The organism is Desulfovibrio intestinalis (assembly GCF_014202345.1).
GTDB classification, from domain to species: domain Bacteria; phylum Desulfobacterota; class Desulfovibrionia; order Desulfovibrionales; family Desulfovibrionaceae; genus Desulfovibrio; species Desulfovibrio intestinalis.
In genome coordinates this window covers 35,152-55,256 of record NZ_JACHGO010000007.1, presented here as the reverse complement: position 1 = coordinate 55,256, position 20,105 = coordinate 35,152, and the positions used below count along the sequence as shown (strand labels likewise).

Genomic DNA, 20,105 nt, shown 5'->3' with positions numbered 1-20,105 from the left:
AATATTCCATAAGCAGCAGTTTGCTTTACTGTTTTTCTTCGCCTGTGGCGACCTCTTCCGGCCACCACCAGCCAGCCCGTTCACACAGCAGATCAATATCACCCGCTGCGGCCAGGTTGAGCATTTGCCGGAACTGACGCACGGCTTCATGGCTGTGGGCGTTAGCCTCAAACAACCCGGCGAAGAGGCGGGCGTCCTCTGTGAGCATTTTGCGGGCCGAATTCTGCCGCCGCCGGAAAGACGGTGTAAGAAAGGGCAACAGGTCGTCCTGGCCTGCCAGCAGGGCAAAATACGCAAGATTGGTGATAAAGTTCATGTTCTGAATGCGCGCCATAGCCTGATCATGCTTTTCCGCCGTGGTCAGGAATGTGCGGCAGCCAAGGTCGGCAAAAAAGTTTTCGACCAGGGCCAGATGGTCCTGCGCCGTATGATGGCCGGGCGTGATGGCCACAGGCAGGTCTGCTTCGGGTTCGGGGCTTGGGCCGAAAAGAGGATGTGTGCCTACCACCGGGCCGGGCCAGATACGTTCCATCTGGCGCAGGGGTTGTTCCTTCACCGAAGTGATGTCTACCAGCACTGCAGTGGGCGGCAAATGAGGGCAGACGGCAGTGGTCACATCGTCAAATACGGCGGCTGGCACGCAAATGATGGCCATGTGTGCTTCGGCGCAGGCCTTTGCCAGTTTTTCCGGCGTGAGGGGCACATCCACACCCTCCACCACAAGACCCGCAGCGGAGGCGCGTTTGACAAGCATGGCCCCCATGCGTCCCTGCGAACCCACAATAACTGTTTTGCCCCGCGCGCTGCGGAGGGTGGACGGAGCCGGATTCTGGCGAGCGGCCTGATCCGCCGTTTCTGCCTGACTCACCGCGTTATGGGCTGTAGGCTCCTCCGCTTTTTGGGTTGGGTCAGTTTGGCCTGTCATGCCAGCTTCTCCCATATATTCCAGAACTGCGGAAATGACTTGCTGACCACAGAGGGATCGTCCAGCCGGGAACGCACTGTGGCTTCGGGCTGGCACAAGTCCAGCAGAGCCAGCGACATAGCGATACGGTGGTCGTTGTGGGACGACAGGTTTTGCCCTTCCGGCAGTACGGGATGGTTGGGCTTGCCATTGTTGCGCCCGCCAAGACCGTTGATGAGCATGCCGTCTGAAAGTTCGTCCACAATAACGCCAGTTTTGGCAAGTTCTATGGCCGGAGCCTTGATGCGGTCAGATTCCTTGTGGCGCAGGTGGGCCACATTGCGGATGCGCGTGGAACCCTGGGCAAAGGCCGCCAGCATGGCTACCGTGGGCACAAGGTCGGGGCAGTGCCCCATGTCCAGTTCCACGCCGTGCAGACGGGAGGGAGACACCGTGACTGCCTGCGGCTCCACGCGTACCTGTGCTCCCATTTTTTGCAAAATTTCCAGCATGGCGCGGTCGCCTTGCAGGGAGTCGGCGCGCAGACCCTCCACACGTACAGGGCGGCGGCCCAAAGCGCCAGCGGCCAGCAGGTAGGACGCGCCCGACCAGTCGCCTTCCACCGTGTATTCTCCGGCGCGGTAGTGGCCGGGATGCACGGTGACGCGCAAACAGCCGGGCCGGGCCTCGGCAAGCTGACGCCATGCGCCGTCGGGCAGTGTGCTCCACTGGGCCTCGGGGGTCTGGCGGGTGTGCACTTCAAACTTGATGCCGTAGTCTGTAAGGCATTGCAGCGTCAGGCCAACATAGGGCCAGGACACGGCCTTTTGCCCGCCCAGAGAGAGGGTCAGGGGGGCTGGCCCCATAGGCGCGGCCAGCAGCAGGCCTGAAAAATACTGGCTGGATATATCCATGCCCAGTTCCACCATGCCGTTGCATAGCGCTGGGTCAAGGCCGTCGGCGGTGATGACACAGGGCGGACAGTCCGGCTTTTCTTCAAAGGCGGTTTTTGTTCCCAGTGTGGCCAGAGCGTTGGTCAGCTCGGCAATGGGCCGCTCGTGCATGCGCCCTGCGCCGTGGATGCGAAACACCCCGTGCCCGGCGGCCAGTACTGCCGTAAGCAGGCGGCAGGTGGTGCCCGATTCCTCCACGTCACAGGAGAGGGGTGCTGCGGCGGTGCCGCCCGAAGGCCTGCCGTTCATGCCCGTAACGCGCCACGCCCCGGAAGAGGCGGTGCTTTCGGGCAGTTCTTCCATTGTTGCGCCTGCCGCGCAAAGGATGGCACGGGTGCGTTCCAGGTCGCGGCTTTCAAGCGTGTGGCGCACAATGGATGTGCCGTGGGCCAGGGCTGCGCCCATAAGATAGCGGTGCGAAACCGACTTTGAAGCCGGGGCGGTAACTGCCACAGTTTCCACTGCGCCTGTAGCGCTCACATTGTTGGCGACTGCCACGGTGTCCTTGGTCTGGCTCATGATTCTTACTGCTCCGATTCATCCGTGTGAAGGTCAAGGCGGTCCAGCTGCGGCCCCATAGGGTAGCTGCCCAAAATGCGAAAACTGGTACAGGTCTCGTGCAGAGCTGTCAGCAAATCGGCATAGCGGGGATCTTCGAGGTCACTTTCCACATCGGCAAAGAAAACATACTTCCAGCACTGGCCGCGCAGGGGGCGCGATTCCAGCTTGCGCATGTTTATGCCGTGCGTCGCCAGCAGATCCAGCACATGCGAAAGCGCTCCTGCTTTGTCGGGCAGGGTGAAAAGCAGCGATGTTTTGTCTGCCCCGGTATGGCCGGGCTGGGGATTCTGCACCTTGTTGCCGCCCTGCCCGCCGCTGACCTTGGGGCCGATGATGACAAAGCGCGTCCAGTTGCCGGGCTCGTCCTCAATGCGGCTGGCAAGAATGCCAAGGCCCATAAGATCGGCCAGCTTGCCGTGGCCGATGGCGGCGGTATGTCCCTGGTCTGGCCCCTGCGCGGCCCGTTGGGCGGCAGCGGCGGTAGATTCTACCGGCACCAGTCCCGCATTGGGCAAATGGGTGCGCAGCCAGCCGCCACACTGGGCCAGAGGCTGGGGGTGCGAATACACGGTGCGCACGGCGGCCAGGGAAGGCACATTGCTCAAAAGGCAGTGAGAAATACGCGAAAAAAGCTCTGCCTGAATAAAAACATCGTGCTTGAGAAAAAGGTCAAAGCTGACGCCAACGGTTCCTTGCAGAGAGTTTTCCAGAGGAACAACCCCCAGTTCGCAACGCCCCGAAGACACTTCTTCAAACACCTGCACCAGATCGTTACAGGGGTGAAAAGTGGCCGCATGCCCCAGATATTCCACCCCGGCAAAGTAGGAAAATGTGCCTTCCGGTCCAAGGTAGGCGACGTTTTGCGGGCGTTGCAGGGCGCGTGACGAAGAAAATATCTCGCGCCAGATGGCCCGCAGATGATCCTCTGGCAAAGGGCCGGGATTGCGGGCGGCCAGGCTGTCCAGCACTTCCTTTTCACGCACGGGCTTGAAGATGATGCCCGGCACATCGGCCTTGATGTGTCCCACCTCTCGGCTGAGCGAAGCACGGCGGTTGAAAAGATCCAGCAGTTCCTGATCGACAGAGTCGATTTCAGTGCGGATGGCCGAAAGACGCTCGTCAGCATTGTGGGTCTGTTCTTCCGCCCCCGGCAGAGGGGCGGAACCGGGCCAGTGGCTGTTGCTGCCGTCCATACTATACCTCCCGGATGTCTTCGCGCACGCGCATGCCGAAATGGCGGCCTGCTTCATCCAGGCGGCAAAGAACGCGGTCGCCGACTTTGAGGCTCACAACGCTTATGGCTTCTCCCTCGGGCGTAGTCAGGCGGATGGTCTCTGCGTTTTGCAGAAAAACAGCTCCGGTTTTTACGCCGTCTTCGGTCTGCACCTGGGCTTCCACCAGCAGCATGGGCCGAACTTCAATTTTGACCCTGCCAAGGGTGGCCACGCTGGTTTCGCCGGTGTAGTCCACAATAAGCACTTCCTGTCCGGCCTTGAATTCGCCAAGGTAGGTGGTCTGGTCTTCAGGCAGGCGTACATAGGCATGCACGGCCCCGGCATTGACCCTGAAGGGGCGTGCTGCCACATATTCATTGCGCTCGGTTTCTGCATGCACAAGGAAGGTGAACGCGCTGGAATTGCCCACCAGCATGCCCTGGCCCTTGCGCAGCAGCGAAAGGGTGTCGGCGCATACGCGATGCCCCAGGCCCACTGGTTCCACGCGGGTGACCACGCCGGGCAGCAGTTCTTCGCGGGGAAGAATCCTCTTGCACTGGGCTACGATGTCCTTGAGGTCTGAGATGCCCTCTCTAGATACAACAATGCCCGCCACACCGCGTTCCAAAATTCCTGCGGCAAGGCGGGCCTCGTCCAGAGTGCCAGCCTCAGCCAGCACACTGTCGCTCTGGGCCAGAAGGTTTTCTACAGGTATTACCTCCCAGCCGCGAGCCAGCACCACGCGCTCTCCGGCAAGCAGCCTTTGCAGTACGGCTTCTTCATCAGCCTTGGCATTAAGCTCGGCCAGGGGCGTTTCTTCAGCGGCCCACACGGCGCAGCGCGAAAGACCAGCCACATGCTCAACCTGTGCGGCGGGAACAATAACGCCGTCCACGCCAGACTCAAGAGCCAGAGTTACGTCTTCCTTATCGAAGGGCATGCAGTTGAAGTAAATGCGCGACATGTTTATTCCCCCACAATGGTCATGGCCTGACTGACGGAAGCATTTTCGTGCACGATGGCACGAAGCGCCTTGACCAGGGCAACACGGTTGGGATGCTGGAACACGTTGCGGCCCACGGAAATGCCCGCACCGCCCGCTTTGACGGAGTCAGCAACCATCTGGAGGATCTGGCGGGTGGATTCCATACGTTCGCCACCAGCGATAACCACGGGTACGCAGCAGGAGGAAACCACTTCAGAGAAGCTGTCTACATCGCCTGTGTAAGGAACTTTGACGATGTCTGCGCCCAGTTCCACGCCTACGCGGGCACAGTGGGCCACCACATCTTTATCAAAGCCGTTTTTGATCTGCGGGCCACGGGCGTACATCATGGCCAACAGGGGAATATGCCAGTTGTCGCAAGCTTCGGCCACCCGGCCCAGGTCGGCCAGCATGAGGCGCTCGTTGGGGTCGCCAAGATTGACGTGAACAGAAACGCAGTCTGCGCCGTGTTTGATGCCTTCTTCTACCGTGCCCACCAGTGTTTTGGTATTGCCGTTGGGCGTCAAGGCTGTGGAGGCGGAAAGATGAACGATTAGGCCGATGTCCTTGCCGGCGCTGCGGTGGGAGCAGCGAACAAGGCCCTTGTGCATGAGCACGGCATCCGCGCCGCCTGTGGCCATGTCGTTGACGGCTTCGCGCATGTCTACAAGACCGTCGACAGCGCCGATGGTAACGCCGTGATCCATAGGTACAATAATGGTGCGCCCGTTCTCACGATTGATAATGCGTTCCAGACGGACTTTTTTGCCAAGGTACATGGCTTGCTCCTTTCAGTTGCTGTGCTGCGTATTGCAGATCAATTACATACTGCCTGTCGCCATGGACCGCTCGGCGGCTAACTTTTGGGCCGGCTGCCCATACAAGAAAAGGGCCGCCGGCGGTTTGCCTGCGGCCCTTTGAACTTGCTAACTTTCTTTTCGCGTCAGCGAAGCTCCCGACCACAGGCATCCATAAAGTACGCAAAAAAATACCAGCTATAAAAGCTAGCGGCGTAAGCGGAGGTGTGGTTGGAAGAAATGCGCTGCATCACAAAAATCCTTATTAAAAACTTCAAGAGAAGAATTACGCTTGTTAACGGGGCGCTGTCAAGAAATTATTGAAAAGTTGTGCTGTTTTTTTTGTAATAAGTTGTTTTTACTTGCCATTACTTTCTGGTTTGGCCTTGGCGGCCGGTTGCCCCTGAGCTGGCGCGGTGTCATTGGGCGTGCTTTGAGGGCGCAGTTTGCGGGTTTCAAGCCGCTTGAGCACAAAATCGCCGGGGCGCATATCGGCTGGTACGGCTTCAAGGGGAAATTCCGCCCGGCCCAGATTACGGTGGCCTCCGGCCTGTCCCACATCGTAAAAACAGGCATCGGCCAGACGTCCGATGTCTCTTCCGCCGTCACCGCGAAAGATAACAATGACGGTCTTGCCCACAATGCCGCCAACTGCAATCCACTTGAGGTCGTGCACCCGCGTGAAGAAGTCGGCCACAGCCACCAGCAGGTCGGCACTGTTGACCTCGTTGAGCCATGCAAAAGCTCCGTTGCTGCGGCAGTCTGTAAGGTTGCGGAAGGCGCGTGAGAACAGCGGCAGCCATTCACGCAGATACTCGCTGCGGATGATACGGCGCAGCAGGCTGTTGTCTGCATGGCGCGAAAGCCATTGATAGGCGCGAAAGTCGTCTTCATCGCCGGAGCGCTCGAAGGCGGCGGTATCCGTGCGGATGCCGTACAGCAGGGCCGTGGCCAGCCTGGGGCTGGGCCGCATGCGCAGCGCCTGAAAATACCGTGTCATAATGGTGCTAGTTGCACCAAGCCCCGGGCGTATGTCGCAAAGGGACGGCGCAGAGGGTATAAAGCAGCCCCCATTGGGCGGCAGGGGGTGGTGGTCGATGATGCAGTCAAAGGCAATGCCCTGAAAGGCCTTGTGGTGGTGCGGTTGCGAATCCACCATGGCAAAACGGGTATATTGTTCGGCCTTTTCGGGTTGCCATGCGCGCACGGGGATGCGCAGGTAGCGTATCATGGCCAGATTGTCGGGCCGGGTCACTTCATTGACTCGGGCGATATCGGCATTGTGTACGCGCGGCAAAATGATACGCCTGAGGGCCATAGCCGAAGCCAGAGCGTCAGGGTCCGCGTTGATGAGAATGCACCAGCGGTCATCCTTGTCCAGATTCTGTCGCCACTCCTTCATGTGGGCAACAAGTTCGGCATTGGGCAGCATTGCTGTGGTCATCCTCCCGGGGCTGATCCCTGATTGCGCAACAGCGCGTTTTTATTTCCAGACCGGGTTTTTCCGGCCCGGCTCCCATATTACTGTGACTCGTTGGCAAGGGCAGCCAAAACGGGCAGTGATGCCGCAAGGCCGTCCCAGTTGAAAATCTCCACCATATGGGTCGCGGTAGGAGGCGCGTCAGCCATAAGGCGCAGGGCAGTGCAGTGTTGCGCGGGCGTAAGAGCCGTAAGCGGCAGATGCTGGTCACTATTGCCCGGAGCGCTCCAATGCAACATGGCGGCCTGACTGGGCAGGGCGGAATGCAACAGAGCAGATTGACCATAGCCCAGGAGATGTCCTACGTCCAGACAAAGGCCCATGCCGTGATCTGCGAGGAAAGCGTCTCCCAAGCAAATAACGTCGCTGTGTGCCACATTTTCCAGTAAAAGGGGCGGTGCGGGCTGCTGTTGCCCATGCCAGTGCTTTGCAAAATCTGTCAGCATACGGCGCTGAAAAGCAGCAGATCCTTCTGGCGGATGCAGAACAGCCGCCTGCAAGATCATGTGCGGAACAAGGGTGCGGATCCTGTCCAGTACAGCCAGTGCCAGCCGGGCGGCATCACGGGCCGGATGCGTATTGTCTGCGGCCAGACGCGCGGGCCAGGGCAGATCCACAGGGAGATGGGCGTGCCAGCGCAAGGGCAGGCGGGCAAGGGCGTCTGGCAGATCTGCGGGGCCATAGTCCAGGCAGCCTTGCGCTTCAAAAAGGCACAGACCTACCTCGTCCACCTTGCCCGATAGAAAATGGGCATTTTGAGCGACATTGGCGGGAATCACAAAGGATGGAGCGGCGATGCGTCCCGCAAGGGGATGCCCGTCAGCATTGCTTGATGTGGCTGGCGCTGCTGTGAAAGAGGAGGAGGTTGTTGCTTCAGGCATGGCTGTAATTTTACCCTGTCAGCTGGCGTTCAATAGTGGCCGTACTGCGGGTGGGATGAAAAAAGGGTGCTGCTGCGGCAGCCGTGTTTCTGACTGTCAGGTCAAAAATGGCGGGGCTTCCCGCCGTGCGCGCCAGTTGGCATGCCGGGGCGGACAGGCTGCGTGAACCGCCATTCTGTGTGGCATGTGTGCAGAAGGGCAGGCGCATGGGCACTCCACAGTAGGGTTTACGCAGCTACGAATAAAGTTGGCCGACAAGGCCCGAGCTCATGCCGCAGCGCAGATGCCGGAGGTTTCGGCTATTCTGCGGTTTAGCCCCGGTTGGCGTTGATATACGCAAGGCAAGCTTTGGCGCACAGGGGGCGGCTGAAAAAATATCCCTGAAAGGTAGAAAAACCCATCGAAGTGAAAGAGTTGAGCTGTTTCCGGTTTTCAACGCCTTCCACCACGGTGCTGATGCCCAGACTTTGATTCAACTCGAGCACGCTGCGCACGATCTGCTGGTTGATATTGTTGTCGATGTGTTCCGTCAGGGAGCGGTCAATCTTGACCGTGCTGACGGGAAAGGCCCGCAGGTAGCGCAGTGAGGCGTACCCCATGCCGAAATCGTCAATGGCAACCCTGATTCCGTCGGTGTGCAGGCTTCTGAGCATTTCCAGAGCGCTTGATTCTGGCTTGATCATTGAAGACTCGGTAATTTCCAGTTCAAGCTGCCCGGGTTTCAGGCTCGCATCACTGAGCGCGTTCCACACATAGCCAGAAAATTTCGGATTCTGCAACTGCACGGGCGAGACGTTGATGCACATAATCATGTCAGCGTCCACAAAGCCACTCCAGGCAGCTCTGCGCCTGCACGCTTCTTCCAGAACAAACCGGCCAAGGCGGTCTATGTTGCCCGTATCTTCCGCCAGAGCCACCGTTATGGGCGGCGCAATGTTGCCGTAGGCCGGGTGGTTCCAGCGCAGCAGGGCTTCCACGCCAGTGACGCGCCCAGTCTCGTTGTTGAACTGGGGCTGGTACACCAGATAGATTTGCCCCGGTTCATCAAGGGCGCGGGTCAGATCTCCTGCCAAAGCATTGGCAAGCCGTCCGACCTCGCCGGGTTGCCCCAGGCACTTGCGGTTGTCTGACACGCCGCCGCCGTTGGCTGCTGTAAACAGATTCTGCATGACCTGTTTGCTCCGCTTTTCGCGAATGGCATCGGAAATGACGACAAAAGGCATATAGATCAGCAGGCCCACAAGCAGATTCACTGCCTGAAGTATGGGGCCGTTGATTGAACCCGAGACAATGTAGCCGCTCATGAGCGCGGGCGTGGTCCAGGCAATGTCTGTCGAAGTTGGGGGAATGAAGCCGGTAACCGTGGCCGTATAGGCGATGACCGTCTGTACAGCGGGGACCAGGATAAAGGGAATAAAGTACACAGGGTTCAGCACAAGGGGGATGCCGAACAGCAGAGGTTCGTTGACGTTGCACAGTGTGGGCAGCAGGGCGAACAGGCACAGCTTTTTGACGCCGCGGTCTTTGCCGCGAAGAAAAATGGCCAGACACAAAGCCAGTGTGCAGCCCGAGCCACCCATGCGGGTATACGCGTCAAAGAACATTTTGGTGAAAATGAAAGGAGGCGCCGTGCCGCTGGCAATGGCGTTCATATTGGTCAGTGCGGCGGGAATGAGAATGTCGTTCTCCACCGCAAAAAGCATGTTGGGCCCGTGCGCGCCGAAAAACCAGAGCACCTGCGAGGCCATGCTGTAGAGCACGCCAAATCCAAGACTGTCGCCGCCCTTGGAAAAGGGGTGGACAAGAATGCGTTCGGACAGTTCGTGCAGGTTGGCCATGTCCAGGGCCACAAGCGCCGCGCGAATGAGCCCAAAAAAAAGAATAGTGATGATGGACGCGGGGATGAGCGTGAAAACGTCGCGGGCCACCGGGTCATTTCCGGCCATTTCCACAGGCAGGTGCAGCCATGAACAGCGCGACAGGCGCAGAAAAATACTGCTGGTAGCCAGAGCAATGCACATGGCAAGCAACAGGCCGCTGCTTAGTGAAAAAGCCGTATCGCCAATACCGGATTTGAGCGGGGCGATTAGCACGAAAAAGCATGAAAGCGTCACTGTGGCCATCATTATTGGGCTGACGTATGGCGTCTGCCTTTTCTGATTGGCATGTGCGGCGCTTACTCCGCCTATGGCGCACAGCAGGGCCAGAGAGGCGATGGAGAATGTGCCGTCAATGAGATTTTTACAAACCTGCCGCCATGTGGGGCCAAGCGCGCGGTCAATGGCCAGTTGGGCGGGTTCGTAGGGGATGTTTGCCAGCATTATCATGAACGCGCCCACAAGAACGAGCGGCAGAACAATAATCAGCCCACGCCTGACGGCGATGCAGACCGGCTGCGCGCTGAGTCTGTCGATCAGGTCGATGAGTGGGTAGCCGAAAGAGCTGGCGGACATAGCATTCCTGTTTGAGATGAGAGTTTTTGCCCGTAGCCGTGGTTACTCCGGGTGCTCTCGTTGCATCCTTGCTTTCACTGTAAAATCAAAAAATTATCTGTGGGGCTACCGCGTTTTTTCAACCTGGCTTTACGTTAAAAAATACGTCAGGCAACCAGACAATATGCATCAGAGCAATGTACTTTTGAAAAAGTTTGAACACTCTCACGCTGCACTAGAGCGCCACAGCGCGGCGCGGATTCTGCCGAAAAATGCATCATTGAAGTGCAAGACGCTCTAATTAAAGGGTGGGCCGGCACAAAAACCGCCCCACCCTTGCACTACTTATACCAGCTTGCTGCTCTGCCAGCCGTGTTCCTTGGCGGCAGCTTCGGCCTTGGGGCCGCCCAGTACGCAGATGTCTCCGGTTTTGGAGGCTTCTGCCAGCACTTCGGCGAAATCGCTAAAGTGTTTTTCAGTGGTGGTGAGTATTTCTTCACGCATGATGCCGCGGGCGGCGTCCGTATCGTTGCTGAGCCAGCGATTCAGGGATTGTGCACCCTTGGCGTCGGGCAGCAAATAGCTGTCCAGATCGCCAATGGCTCCAACTATGGCCTGGGTCAGCTGGGCCTTGTCAGGCTTGAAGCCGCGCAAAAAGTCGGCCATGCCGTCAAAGGCTTCAAGTGTGGCATCCACGTTGGGGTCGCGGTAGGAGGCGCAAACAAGGGTGCCGCCCAAGCGGTCCAGGCTGCAGAACGCGCCGTAAGCGCCGCCGCGCACGCGCACGCGCTCCCACAGATAGCCCATGCGCAGGTAGCGCAGGATAACGCTGGCAGAGCCGTGGTACACATAGCCCTGATCGTAGATGTTGGCGGCCTTGCCCACATAGTTGATCTGGGCCGGGGCAATAAAGGCTTCGGCTGCTGGCAGGCTCATCGGGGCCGCGCCTATGCCGCTGGCTGCTCCGGGGCGTACCGGGGGCAGGGCCTGCAGCAGCTGGCGTATCTGGGTTTCAGCCATCGCAAGGCCAGAGGCCTCGGCGGTGCAGTCAAAAATAGCTCCGGGGCGGGCCACGATGCGGGAACGCAGTTCCTCAAGGTCGGCCAAAAGGCTTTGCGGCTCCTTTTCAAGGCGCTGGAGCATGGACCGCACGCTTTCAAGATAACTCAGGCCAGAGGTGCGTTCAGCCAGAGCCCCCGCACCCGTGAAACGAGCCCGCAGGCGGGCGCTTACCGCAGCGTGTCCCGCCGCCTGAAGCGCATTTTCCAAACGGGCCTTGGCTTCCAGAAGCATCTGGCCCAGGCGCTCTTCAATAATCTGTGTGTCCTTGAGGGGTTCCAGCAGGATTTCATGCATGATGCCAAAAAGGTCGGGCAGCTTGTCGTATACGGCCTTGCCGGAAATGCCGAGGAAACTCAGGGTTTCGCGGCTTTCGCGCACGGTGCCCATCACGGGATCGGCTCCCACGCCGCCGGTTTTGGCCGCCATAAGTGCGCCAAGTTCCGTAAAGTCGCGCCGCGCCGTGCCCGTTTCTGTCAGGCAGCGGGAAAGCAGCGGCAGCAGGGGCACAAGGTGGTCCGGCACATTGCTCAGGGGCAGCAACAGCGTTGTGTAGGCAATGCCCTGTGTGGGCAGTTCGTGGCTCAGGGCCACTTCGGGCAGTTCCACTATGCTGCGTGGAATGGAGGCATTTTGACGGGGCAGGTCTTCCAGGCCCAGGGCGGGAATGCTGGCCAGAGCCTCGGGGCTGTCGGGCGCGCTCTGCACTTCTTCAAGCCGCAGGGTTTCGGCCACCATAACCGCGCGTTCGTCCGGCGTTGCGGCTGCCTGTATCGCGTCCACACGGGCTTTTTCAGCCTCGTCGCGGGTCTTGCCCAGTTCGGTATCGGGCAGCAGAATCACTGTGGCGCGGTGCTGGTTGTTCAGGAACCAGTCCTTAATGGCTTGTTCAAATACGGGTTCGCCAGCGTCAATACGCGCCTTGAGGGCCTCAAGCGGAGCTTCCCAGGCAAGCGGAGCCAACGGGTCGCCGTCGTACAGCCATGTGGACAACGACTGGATCATGGCCGAAAGGCCGCGCGGAAAGCGGCCGGAATTGTTTTCGCGGTAGGCGAATTCCACCGTGTTGACGGCGGCTTCCACGGCGGCCTTGGGAATACCTTCTTCGGCAAGCTGGGCCAGCGTTTCAAAAATAAGTATTTCGACCTGAGGGACATCCTTGGGGGCCACGCCCTTGAGCCCGGTGGAGTAGTACATCTGGCGCAGGTCGGTTTCCAGCCCGCAGCCCGTGGTATCTTCGCCAAGGCCGGAGGCGATGAGCGCCTTGCGCAAGGGCGAACCGGGCAGACCTTCAAGGATGTGTTCCAGCATTTCCATAAGCAGGGCCTGGTTCACTTCGCCGCGTTCGCCCAGCAGCCAGTTGACCGTGAGCAGGGCGCGTTTTTCGCCTTCAGAGGCGGCATAGGGCACTTCGATCTGGCGCGGTGTGTCCAGGCGTTTTTGCAGGGGCACGGTGGAATCCACGGGACGCGCCGTGTAGCCTTGCAGCGCTTTGTTGACGAGGCGCAGGCGTTCGGCTTCCGGGTCGTCGCCCCAGAAAAAGAAACGGGCGTTGCTGGGGTGGTAGTAGTTGCTGTGGAAGTCGAAAAAAGCCTCATAGGTGAGGTCGGGGATGCGTTCGGGATTGCCGCCAGAATCAAGGCTGTACAGGGTGTCGGGGAAAAGGGCCTGCTGGCTCTGTTCCGAAAGCACGGAATCCGGCGAGGAGTAGACGCCCTTCATTTCATTATAAACAACGCCCTTGTACGACCAGGGGGAGTCGGCGCTGGGGGCGTCTACATGCCAGCCTTCCTGCTTGAGGATGTCTTCGCTGATGCGCGGGTGAAAAACGGCGTCTATGTAGACGTCGATGAGGTTGTAAAAATCGCGCAGGTTGCAGCTTGCCACCGGGTAGCAGGTCTTGTCGGGAAAGGTGAAGGCGTTGAGGAAGGTTTGCAGGGAGCCTTTGAGCAGTTCCACAAAGGGTTCCTTGACCGGGTACTTGTCAGAGCCGCAGAGCACGGAATGTTCCAGAATATGGGCCACACCCGTGGAATCGGTGGGCGGCGTGCGAAAGCTCACGCCAAAGCACTTGTTTTCGTCGGTATTATTGATGGAGAGCAGTTGCGCGCCAGTGGCGTCGTGCCGCCACAGCCGTGCCGTGCCATCCACTTCATGCAAATGTTGTTCTGTAACAAGAGTAAAGCCAGTATTGTTCATGATATTTCCTGCAAATATTTTTAGGGCTTGTTGTTTTTAACGGCAGTTGAGCCTGAACTATAAGGGCTGTGACGGTGTTTGAAAAGGGGCGGCAGGCCGTGCGCCGCGAGCCCGCGTTATCGCTAGCCGTGCTGCTTTTGCCTCGGGTTCGGCAATAGCGGCTCCTCAATTTATTGTAAGCAGTACCGCCGTGAACGCCTTTTTGGTTGCGTGTATGGAAAATTTATCCTTTTATTTATGTCTGTTATGTATGGTGTGGACTCCTTCATAAAAAGTCCGTTATCGTTAATATAACAGGAAATCTGCCTTGTGCCGGCATCACCTGATATGTAAAAAGATTTTCTGCTATTGAAGGAATTATTTGCGGCACAGGTTTATGATGAAGTAAATTCCGGGGCAGTCCCGGCCAAAAAGAGCGCGTCAACGCTTGCCAAGCGCGGCGCGATCATGTATGTACTCGCTTTCTATCAAGCACACCCAGGCAGCGGCCCGGGGTGCCCGGTGGGATGCCGCGTGTGGCGGCGTTCTTTTTGCGCCACAGGCGCAACATCGGGTTGCAGGGTCAGGGCGTGGGTGGAAGAAAACAACCCTTTGGAGGAATCCCAATGGCTTATGTCAGCATGAAGCAAATGCTGGAAACCGGCGTGCATTTCGGTCACCAGACCCGCCGCTGGAACCCCAAGATGCGTCCCTACATTTTCGGCGCGCGTAACGGTATCCATATCATCGACCTGCAGCAGACCGTGAAGCTCTTCCGCATTGCCCACGACAAAGTTGTGGACGCTGTGGCCAAGGGCGGCAAGGTTCTCTTTATTGGTACCAAGCGCCAGGCTCAAGAAGCTGTGGCCGCTGAAGCCGGTCGCGCCGGTCAGTACTATGTGACCAACCGTTGGATGGGCGGCACGCTCACCAACTTTGTCACCATTCAGAAGAGCGTTGATCGCCTGAAGAAGCTGGAAGTCATGTTTGCCGACGGCAGCATCAACCGCTACCAGAAGAAAGAAATTCTGCTTCTGGAACGCGAAATGAAGAAGCTGGAACAGACCCTCGGCGGCATCAAGAACATGGATCGTCTGCCCCAGCTTGCCTTCATCATCGACCCGCATCGTGAAGACATCGCCGTCAAGGAATGCCGCAAGCTTGGCATCCCGATTGTGGCCGTGACCGACACCAACTGCGACCCCGATGTCATCGACTTCATCATTCCCGGCAACGATGACGCCATCCGCGCCATCAAGCTTTTTGTGGCCGCTTTCGCTGAAGCCTGCATGGAAGGCGAAGCCATGAGCAAAGACCACAAGGGCGAAGTTGCCAACGCCGAAGAAGCCATGCAAAAGGCTGCTGCTACCGAGGCTGTGGCCGAAGCTGCTGCCGCCCAATAAACGGCTTTACTGCTTTTGCATTTTTGGGGCAGCGCAACCTGATATATGGCTGCGCTGCCCCTGTTTGGATGCAGCAGGGCAAATTTAAGTGTACTTTTGATAACTCCGGCGGCAGGCCGGACGCATTTTGGAGAATACAATGGCTATCACCGCTCAAATGGTAAAAGAACTGCGCGAAATGACTGGCGCGGGCATGATGGATTGCAAAAAAGCTCTGGTGGAAGTGGAAGGCGACCTGGAAAAGGCCGTTGACTGGCTGCGCCAGAAGGGTATGGCCAAGGCCGCCAAAAAATCTGGCCGCGCCACCAGCGAAGGTCTTGTGACCGTGACCCTGAGCGATGACGGCAAGACCGTGGCTATGGCTTCGCTTCTGTGCGAAACCGACTTCGTGGCCCGTGGGGAGCAGTTCCAGGCCATGGCCGCCCAGATGGCCAAAAGCGTGCTGGACAATGCCCCCGCTGACGCTGTGGCCCTTGAAGCCCTTATGGGTGAAGAAGTGACCCAGCTTATCGCCTCTGTGGGCGAAAACATGCAGATTGGCAAGTTTGCCCGCCACACCAAGCCTTCTGATGGCTCCGTGATCGGTCAGTACATCCACGCCAATGGCAAGATCGGCGTGCTGGTGTTCCTGACCTGCGGCAAGGCCGAAAGCGCCGCCAAGCCCGAAGTGCAGGAACTGGCCAAGAATATCGCCATGCAGGTGGCTGCCGCCAGCCCGATGGCTCTTGACGCTGCTTGCCTTGACCCCGCCGCTGTGGAACGTGAACGCGAAGTTTACCGCCAGAAGGCCCTGGAAGAAGGCAAGCCCGCCAACATCGTGGACAAAATTGCTGACGGCGCTGTGAAAAAGTTCCAGAAGGAAGTGTGCCTTATGGAACAGCCTTACATCCGCGACGACAAAAAGACCATCAACGACATCGTGCGTGAAGCTGGCAAGACCATTGGCGACGAAATCGTTGTCACTGGCTTCGAGCGCATCCAGCTTGCTGCCGTATAATGATATCCGACTTGTCCGAGCCGGAAGGGTCTGCCCATCCGGCCAACTATAGTACGCCTTCGGGCGCAGCAAGTTACTGACAAAAGGGGGCTTCGGCCCTCTTTTGTCTTTTTTTCAGGGCAGGCCGGCATTTTCGGCAGAAGTCTGTTTCACAAGAAGGGGCACAGCCCCGGAGCATAATTGTATGCTGGATTTTTCATGGGTTACGCATCTCTCTGCCTGGGCTGGTCTGGGCACTCTGGTACTGCTGGAAGTTGTGCTTGGGGTGGACAACCTGGTCTTCATTTCCATTCTTGTGGGAAGGCTGCCCGGCGACCGCAAGCGTCAGGCCTTTTTGGTTGGGCTTGGGCTGGCTTTGCTCATGCGTATGGCGCTGCTTACCGTCATGGCCCGTCTGGCCACGCTGACAACACCTCTGTTTGAGCTTGGAGGACACGGCTTTTCAGCGCGTGACCTCATTCTAATGGCGGGGGGTGTCTTTCTGCTGCTCAAGGGCACGATGGAGTTGCATGACCGGCTTGAAGGCCACAGCGGCAGATACGCCGGAGAGACCGAACACCATGTCGGATTTTGGCAGGTAATTTTCCAGGTGGTGGTGCTGGACGCAGTGTTCTCGCTGGACTCCATCATCACGGCAGTGGGTATGGTGGAACATGTTTCCATCATGATGCTGGCGGTGGTTATCGCCATGGGTATTATGGTCATGGCCGCCGGGCCGCTGCTTGGCTTTATGGAGCGTCACCCCACGGTCATTGTGCTGTGTCTGGGATTTTTGCTCATGATCGGCCTGAGTCTGCTGGCCGATGGTCTGGGCTTCCATATTCCCAAGGGCTACATGTACGCGGCCATTGTCTTTTCCCTGTTGGTGGAGATGTGCAATCAGTGGGCGCTGCGCAATCGGCGCAGGCGTTTCAGCATGCGTGACATGCGTGAATCCACAGCCCGCGTGATTCTGAATATTCTGGGAGGCAGTGCACCCGGGCAGGGCGATACCCAACTCGACGCGGCCGCCCTGGCAGGTGAAACCAAAGAACTGTTGTTCGCGCCAGAAGAACGGGCCATGCTTGCCCGTGTTATCCGCCTTGGCGGGCGCACCGCCCGGTTCATCATGGTGCCGCGCCAGCGTGTAAACTGGCTGGACAGTAATGCCGACCGGGATACGGTGAGCCGGCATGCGGCGGCGTCGCGTCTGGCGTGGCTGCCCGTGCTGCGGCGCGATACCGATGAAGTGCTTGGGGTAGTGCACCCCGGCGACATCCTTATGCGTGAGGACGAGCACCACACGGAAAAATGGGAGCTGAAAAACTTCATTCGGCCCGCGCCCACAATCTTTGAGCATACGCCCCTGCCTGTGATTATGGAAGATTTTCGCACGCACCCCACGCCGTTGGCCTTTGTGCGTGATGAATACGGCAGCGTGGTAGGCATAATCACCCCGGCGGAACTTTTGAGCGTGCTGGCCGGGCAGATGGGCGATATGCCCGCCGGGCCGGAAGCCTGTCGCCGTCCTGACGGCAGCTGGGTCATGCCGGGGCGGCTCACAGTGGATCTTTTTGCAAGCTGGCTCGGCATCAGCCTGCCCAAACGTCTCGACAGCGCCACGCTGGCCGGATTCATTCTGGAGAGGCTTGGCCGCATACCTGAAAAGGGCGAACGCCTGCATTATCAGGGATGGGAGCTGGAAATTACCCGTATGGACAAGCGGCGCATCGATGAAGTGCGCGCCGTACGCCTGCTGCCAGCATCCGGCAGGGGTAAGAAGGGCAAATAGCGGCAAGTCCGCGATACGGCGGCAAGGATAATCTTCAAATTTGTTGACAAGGCCGGGGAAACGGCTGTAGCTTAAAAACGGTATGACAATGTATAACACTTCTTCCTCTTTCAGCGGCATGATTTGCCTCGTTATGGTCGGCCTAGTAGTACGGGACCGATCTTTAGGCGCGTCATAAGCAGGGAAGAATAAAAGACATATCTGAACCCCGCCGGCGCGAGCTGGCGGGGTTTTTTTATACCGGAAAACCGCCAGCGAGCCCCAGCCAACGCAAAAGGAGCCTTGTGGCGATGTTACGTCTTTCTGGAGCCGAATTAACCATCCGCCTGCTTGAAAATCAGGGCGTCACCTGCATTGCCGGTATTCCCGGCGGTTTCAACCTTCCTTTATATGATGCGCTGGGGCGCAGCGGTAAAATCCGTCATGTACTGGCGCGGCATGAGCAGGGCGCGGGCTTTATGGCCCAGGGCATGGCCCGGGTTTCTGGCCGTCCCGGCGTGCTTTTTGCCACTTCAGGGCCGGGCGCCACCAATACGCTTACAGCCCTGGCCGATGCCCGCATGGATTCGGTTCCTCTGGTCTGCATCACCGGGCAGGTTCCGCAAAGCATGATTGGGACCGACGCTTTTCAGGAAGTGGACATCTACGGCATGTCCATTCCGGCCACCAAACACAATTTTCTTGTGCGTTCTCCCGAAGAGTTGCCGAAAGTTATTGCCGAGGCTTTTTCCATCGCGGTCAGCGACCGTCCCGGCCCGGTGCTGGTGGATATTCCGCGTGACGTGCAGGTGGCTGCCGCCGGAGTGGACTGCCTGCCCGAACCCGGTAAGGCCTCGCCCATGCCCGAGCCAGACAGCGCCGCCTTATCCAGAGCGGCTGAACTGCTTAATGCGGCGGAGCGCCCACTGCTTTTGATTGGCGGCGGCACATCGTCGCCGCAAGCCGCTGCGGCTGTGCTGGAATTTATAGAGCAGCAGCATATTCCGGCTGTAATGTCCTTGCAGGGGCTTGGCGTGGTGCCCCACGGGCACGAGATGGCCGTGGGCATGCTGGGTATGCACGGCGCGCGTGCTTCAAACATGCTGGTGGAAGAATGCGATGTTCTTGTAGTGGTGGGCGCTCGCTTGGGCGACAGGGCCACCGGGCGTCTGGACAGTTTTTGCCCCAAGAGCGGGCTTATCCATATCGATATCGACGCCAGTGAAGTAGGCAAGCTGCGCATGCCGCAGGTGGGTTTGACCGCAGACGCCACTCAGGCTTTGCGTTTGCTTATGCCCCTGTTGCAGCCACGCAGGCGCGATTGCTGGCTGGACCGCGTAGCTGACTGCAAAGTCACGCACGGACTGCGGTTTGACCGGGAAGACGACATTCTTTCGCCATACGGTATCATTCGCCATGTGGCGGATCTGCTGACCGACGAGGCGGTTATTGCCACGGATGTGGGCCAGCACCAGATGCGTGTGGCCCAGGCTTACCCCATGAGCAGACCACGCCAGTGGCTGACGTCTGGCGGCTTGGGCACTATGGGCTTTGGCCTGCCCGCTGCCATAGGCGCGGCACTCGAACTGCGCGGGGGCACAGCTGTGTGTTTTACCGGCGACGGCAGCCTGCTTATGAATATTCAGGAAATGGCCACCGCTGCTGAAACCGGGGCCAATGTGAAAATTATTCTGTGCAACAACAACGGGCTGGGGCTTGTGCAGCAACAGCAGGATCTTTTCTTTGATGGCAGGATCACCTGTTCCGCCTATACCACCCGCACAGATTTTGTGCAGATTGCAAAGGGTTTTGGTCTGCCTGCGGCCAGACTCAATACTGAAAAAGACCCACAGCGCGTACTGAAAGAATTTCTGGCCAAGCCCGGCCCCTGCCTGATTGAAGTTCAGGTGCGCGCAGAAGACAAGGTTTTTCCGATGGTGCCGCCCGGTGCGGCCAACAGCCAAATGATTGAGGGGAGTCCGTTATGAACAGTTCCATCAAAAATGCTCTTACTATGCTGCGCCTGAGTGTTAACAACCATCCCGGCGTCATGTCGCATATCTGCGGTCTGTTTGCCGGGCGTGCTTACAACCTTGAGGGGATCTTGGTTACTCCCGAAGCTGGCGGAGCCACCTGCCGCATGTGGCTGGTGGTCAAGGATGACGGCCGTATGGATCAGATCATCAAACAGGTGAGCAAACTGCACGACGTGCTGGATGTGCGGGTAGGGCAAGCTGAACCCGCGGTCTTTAGCAAGTTGGCAGGATGCCTTGAACATTAAAAAATTTGGGTTGCTGTATAGCAGAAGCCGCGCACGTATGATGTGCGCGGCTTCGCGTAATTATTGCCTGGACCGGGAGTTCTCAGGCGTTCAGGCTGGTTAATTTTGAAAATATATATTTCAAAATTTAAGACACGCCCGCTACAGCGTTTAACCGCGCAAATAGCGGCGCTGTCTTATTTTCGTAAACCCTGCTGGTGCGTTAGCTGTTGCCGTGTTAGCGGGCTACA

At 58.3% G+C, this 20,105-nt stretch carries 15 protein-coding genes; 5 read left to right on the top strand and 10 right to left on the bottom strand.

All coding sequences use genetic code 11. The annotated features are described in order from the left end of the window. Nucleotides 1-25: 25 nt before the first annotated feature. The 10 genes from HNQ38_RS11455 to HNQ38_RS11410 form a co-directional block, all read right to left on the bottom strand. On the bottom strand, nt 26-763 hold the full coding sequence (locus tag HNQ38_RS11455) for a prephenate dehydrogenase/arogenate dehydrogenase family protein (protein ID WP_246388133.1): 738 nt from the start codon (nt 761-763) through the stop codon (nt 26-28). Nucleotides 764-921: 158 nt separating this feature from the next. Beyond that, nucleotides 922-2,376 carry a 3-phosphoshikimate 1-carboxyvinyltransferase gene (locus tag HNQ38_RS11450; RefSeq protein ID WP_183720966.1) on the bottom strand — a complete coding sequence of 485 codons (1,455 nt, stop codon included), beginning with the start codon at nt 2,374-2,376 and terminating at the stop codon, nt 922-924. A gap of 5 nt (nt 2,377-2,381) precedes the next feature. Then, complete coding sequence (gene pheA / locus HNQ38_RS11445; protein ID WP_183720964.1) at nt 2,382-3,611, bottom strand: prephenate dehydratase; 1,230 nt, start codon at nt 3,609-3,611, stop codon at nt 2,382-2,384. Between the two features lies 1 nt (nt 3,612). After that, entirely contained in the window at nt 3,613-4,596 is a 984-nt protein-coding gene (locus tag HNQ38_RS11440; RefSeq protein WP_183720961.1) for a 3-dehydroquinate synthase II family protein, read from the bottom strand. Nucleotides 4,597-4,598: 2 nt separating this feature from the next. Beyond that, on the bottom strand, nt 4,599-5,396 hold the full coding sequence (locus HNQ38_RS11435; protein WP_183720958.1) for a 2-amino-3,7-dideoxy-D-threo-hept-6-ulosonate synthase: 798 nt from the start codon (nt 5,394-5,396) through the stop codon (nt 4,599-4,601). A gap of 376 nt (nt 5,397-5,772) precedes the next feature. After that, entirely contained in the window at nt 5,773-6,858 is a 1,086-nt protein-coding gene (locus HNQ38_RS11430) for a DHH family phosphoesterase (RefSeq protein WP_246388126.1), read from the bottom strand. Nucleotides 6,859-6,935: 77 nt separating this feature from the next. Further along, complete coding sequence (cbiR, locus tag HNQ38_RS11425) at nt 6,936-7,775, bottom strand: cobamide remodeling phosphodiesterase CbiR (RefSeq protein WP_246388125.1); 840 nt, start codon at nt 7,773-7,775, stop codon at nt 6,936-6,938. A gap of 10 nt (nt 7,776-7,785) precedes the next feature. Further along, nucleotides 7,786-7,983 carry a hypothetical protein gene (locus HNQ38_RS11420; RefSeq protein WP_183720955.1) on the bottom strand — a complete coding sequence of 66 codons (198 nt, stop codon included), beginning with the start codon at nt 7,981-7,983 and terminating at the stop codon, nt 7,786-7,788. Between the two features lie 103 nt (nt 7,984-8,086). Continuing rightward, entirely contained in the window at nt 8,087-10,228 is a 2,142-nt protein-coding gene (locus HNQ38_RS11415; protein ID WP_183720953.1) for an EAL domain-containing protein, read from the bottom strand. A 324-nt stretch (nt 10,229-10,552) separates the two neighbouring features. Then, nucleotides 10,553-13,465 (bottom strand): insulinase family protein, encoded by a 2,913-nt coding sequence (locus HNQ38_RS11410; protein WP_183720950.1) that lies wholly within the window; start codon nt 13,463-13,465, stop codon nt 10,553-10,555. A gap of 605 nt (nt 13,466-14,070) precedes the next feature. On the opposite strand from HNQ38_RS11410, the gene rpsB reads away from it, so the two are divergent. The 5 genes from rpsB to HNQ38_RS11385 all read left to right on the top strand — a co-directional run bounded on the left by rpsB (nt 14,071) and on the right by HNQ38_RS11385 (nt 19,875). After that, nucleotides 14,071-14,847, top strand: a complete 777-nt coding sequence (gene rpsB, locus HNQ38_RS11405) for a 30S ribosomal protein S2 (protein ID WP_183720946.1) — start codon at nt 14,071-14,073, stop codon at nt 14,845-14,847. 139 nt (nt 14,848-14,986) lie between these two features. Further along, complete coding sequence (gene tsf, locus HNQ38_RS11400; protein WP_183720943.1) at nt 14,987-15,844, top strand: translation elongation factor Ts; 858 nt, start codon at nt 14,987-14,989, stop codon at nt 15,842-15,844. 184 nt (nt 15,845-16,028) lie between these two features. Continuing rightward, nucleotides 16,029-17,615 carry a TerC family protein gene (locus HNQ38_RS11395; protein ID WP_183720939.1) on the top strand — a complete coding sequence of 529 codons (1,587 nt, stop codon included), beginning with the start codon at nt 16,029-16,031 and terminating at the stop codon, nt 17,613-17,615. Between the two features lie 290 nt (nt 17,616-17,905). Beyond that, nucleotides 17,906-19,582, top strand: a complete 1,677-nt coding sequence (ilvB, locus tag HNQ38_RS11390; protein ID WP_183720936.1) for an acetolactate synthase large subunit — start codon at nt 17,906-17,908, stop codon at nt 19,580-19,582. Next, nucleotides 19,579-19,875 carry an ACT domain-containing protein gene (locus tag HNQ38_RS11385; protein ID WP_183720931.1) on the top strand — a complete coding sequence of 99 codons (297 nt, stop codon included), beginning with the start codon at nt 19,579-19,581 and terminating at the stop codon, nt 19,873-19,875. The genes ilvB and HNQ38_RS11385 overlap by 4 nt, the downstream gene beginning before the upstream one ends. Nucleotides 19,876-20,105: the final 230 nt, after the last annotated feature.